At 60.0% G+C, this 2,497-nt stretch carries 2 protein-coding genes and 1 pseudogene; 1 reads left to right on the top strand and 2 read right to left on the bottom strand.

Annotation, left to right across the window (positions count from 1 at the left end; translation table 11 throughout):
- Window positions 1-326, top strand: a pseudogene (locus NW818_RS08905) (hypothetical protein); the annotation flags it as partial.
- A gap of 58 nt (window positions 327-384) precedes the next feature.
- Here the strand turns inward: NW818_RS08905 and mnmA are convergent.
- Window positions 385-1,491 carry a tRNA 2-thiouridine(34) synthase MnmA gene (gene mnmA, locus NW818_RS08900; RefSeq protein WP_414424346.1) on the bottom strand — a complete coding sequence of 369 codons (1,107 nt, stop codon included), beginning with the start codon at window positions 1,489-1,491 and terminating at the stop codon, window positions 385-387.
- Window positions 1,492-1,593: 102 nt separating this feature from the next.
- A complete protein-coding gene (locus NW818_RS08895) occupies window positions 1,594-2,343 on the bottom strand; it encodes a HEAT repeat domain-containing protein (protein ID WP_414424345.1) in 750 nt (249 codons plus the stop codon).
- Between the last annotated feature and the right edge of the window lie 154 nt (window positions 2,344-2,497).

Raw genomic sequence — 2,497 nt, 5'->3', positions numbered from 1 at the left:
CAGAAGGGTTGGGCTACAGTTGGAACCTGGTCAGGGGCCGTTGGTGGGGGGTGTTTTGGGCATTCCTGGTCGTGGTTTTGATCTTCGGCATCTCAATCCTGCTTTTGCCTTTTGTTGTGGCGATCTTGGGAGCTACCCTAGCTGCAGTTGTAACTGGGGGTAATACCGACATCATAGGACTTGCGCTTCTGGTTTGGGCGCCTGTGGTAGCTCTCTTAGCAGTTGTGGTCGGGTTTACCGCTTTCACGGCAGTCACGCCTATCTTCAATGTCTACACGGTGCTCCTGTTCCGATCCCTGCAGCAGCTGCAAGCGCAAGCAGCGTAGTTTGGCTTGCCCTCACCCCCAATCCTTCCCCCCTGGCGAGAGGGAAGTTGCAGTTGGCCTAGGGAGAAGGGCGCTCCAGGATCCCTCCCCCCAGCAGGAGATCCCCGTGGTACCAGACGGCGGCTTGGCCAGGAGTGACCCCAAACTGCGGCTCGGCAAACTGCAGCTTTACCCGCTCTGGCGATTCCGGGATCACCATGGCGGGCACTGGGGGGGTACGGTAGCGCACCTGAACCTCGACGGCCAAGGGTTCTGTCGGCGCGGGGATCGAGACCCAGTTCACTTGTCTTACCCATGCTTCAGCTTGGGTGGCTTCCTCCCGTTCCCCCACGACCACGCGGTTCATGGCGGCATCGATGCGCACCACGTAAAGCGGACGGGAAGAGGCAATCCCCAACCCCTTGCGCTGGCCCACCGTGTAGTGGTGGATGCCCTCATGGGATCCCAGCACTCGCCCCTGGGTATCGACGATTTCCCCTGGCCTTTGCCCAAGGTACTGATCCAAAAAGCTCCGCATCGAGCCATAGGTTTCAATCAAGCACAGATCCTGGCTTTCGGGCTTATCGGCTGTAACCAGCCCATAGCGGGCGGCCAACTGGCGGGTTTGGGCTTTGGTGTATTCCCCCAGGGGAAAGCGGCTGCTGGCCAGATGGTCTTGGCTGAGGTCGTAGAGGAAATAGGACTGATCCTTTTGCCGATCCACCGCCCGCAGCAGTTGATAGCGCCCCGATTCGGTGTCCAAGCGCACCCGTGCGTAGTGGCCAGTGGCAATCTGGGAGATGCCCAGCTTTTCGCGGGCATAGGCCAGCAGGGGGCCGAACTTCACCGTTTTGTTGCATTGGGAGCAGGGTAGAGGGGTAATGCCCTCCGCATAGCCGGCCACCAGATAGTCCACAATGTTGGCCTGAAACAGCTCGCGGCTATCCACCACATGGTGCGGGATCCCCAGCTGCTCACAAACAGCTGCCGCATCCACCAAGCCTTCGGTACAGCACTGCCCCTTCCCCCTCATGAGCCAGAGGGTGACCCCCTCCACGGCGTAGCCCTGTTCCTGCAAAAGGGCCGCCACCGTAGAGCTATCCACACCCCCAGAAAGGGCCGCCACAATGCGGGGCCGCGACGGGGATGCAACAGGTGAAACCGATGAGTGGGGGCTGATAACCATTGAGACAAGGGATCCTAGGAAAAGAAAGGCTCAGCCGGAAACAGAGGAGGCCTCTCTCTGGGGATTGGGGAACCCGGAACAAGCTGAGCTGGGATCTTTACTTTAGCCTTCCTCAGAATTGGCTGGCCCGGATCCCTTCTCAGGGGTGGTTTCTGAGATGCCCCTTTGCCGCAAGCGCCGCAGCGAATCCAGAGCCGCCGCCGCAACGCTATCGTGGGGATCCCTGGCCAGGTAGTTGAGAGCAGAAACGCTCTTGGGGGAAGGCAAATTGCCCAGCGCTTGGGCCAGCCGCTGCCGCACCAGCCAGTCTTCCGATTGGGCAAACTCCAGAATCCGATCCAACGCCCGCAGATCCCCCAGTTCTCCCAAAGCTGCGATGGCCGCCTGTTGTAGCAGCTCTTCTGGCCCCTCCAACGCCCGCAGCAGCACGTCGTAAGCCCGCGGATCCTTCAAGTTCCCCAAGGCCACCGCGGCACTGAAGCGCACCAGCCATTCTACATCCTCGTAGAAAGCACGCACTAAAGCTTCAAAGGCCCGCGGATCTTCCAAGTAGCCCAGGGCACCTGCCGCGTCGGCGCGAATGCCGTAGTCCGGGTCTTGGGTGAGGATTTCCAGCAACTTGGGCAGACAGGCGTCCGTTTGCTTGATCCCCAGGGCAAAGACGGCAAAAGAGCGCACCTGCAGGTTCTCATCGTCGATGACCTGCAAAATCAGCGGCACCGCCTGCTCTGCCGGCACATCCCGCAACTGGGCCAAGGCCACCATCCGGTCCGCAGAACGCGGGCTGCGCAAGCGTTGAGCGATCTCCTGTAAACGGGCGGGGTTGGCGGGATCCAAAGCAGAGACAGTCATGGCGTTAACAAATATTTACAATCTTTCTCCAGTATGGCAGATGGGACTGCGCTCCGACAGGGGCCAGGTTTGCTTGCTCCGGTCGGGATCCCTGGGGACATGGTGCCACTGTTTCGATCGACAAATCCTAGGTTGTGTTGATCTTTCATTTGAG

This window comes from Synechococcus sp. R6-5 (assembly GCF_047461775.1).
In the GTDB taxonomy this organism is placed as follows: Bacteria; Cyanobacteriota; Cyanobacteriia; order Thermostichales; family Thermostichaceae; genus Thermostichus.
Note: the sequence above shows the minus strand (reverse complement) of the source record. Positions and strands in the feature narration are given on the sequence as shown.

What these genes read in the sequence shown, in the direction of transcription:
- NW818_RS08895 (WP_414424345.1), bottom strand. Translation starts at nt 2,343, where the DNA reads ATGACTGTCTCTGCTTTGGATCCCGCCAACCCCGCCCGTTTACAGGAG.
- mnmA (WP_414424346.1), bottom strand. Translation starts at nt 1,491, where the DNA reads ATGGTTATCAGCCCCCACTCATCGGTTTCACCTGTTGCATCCCCGTCG.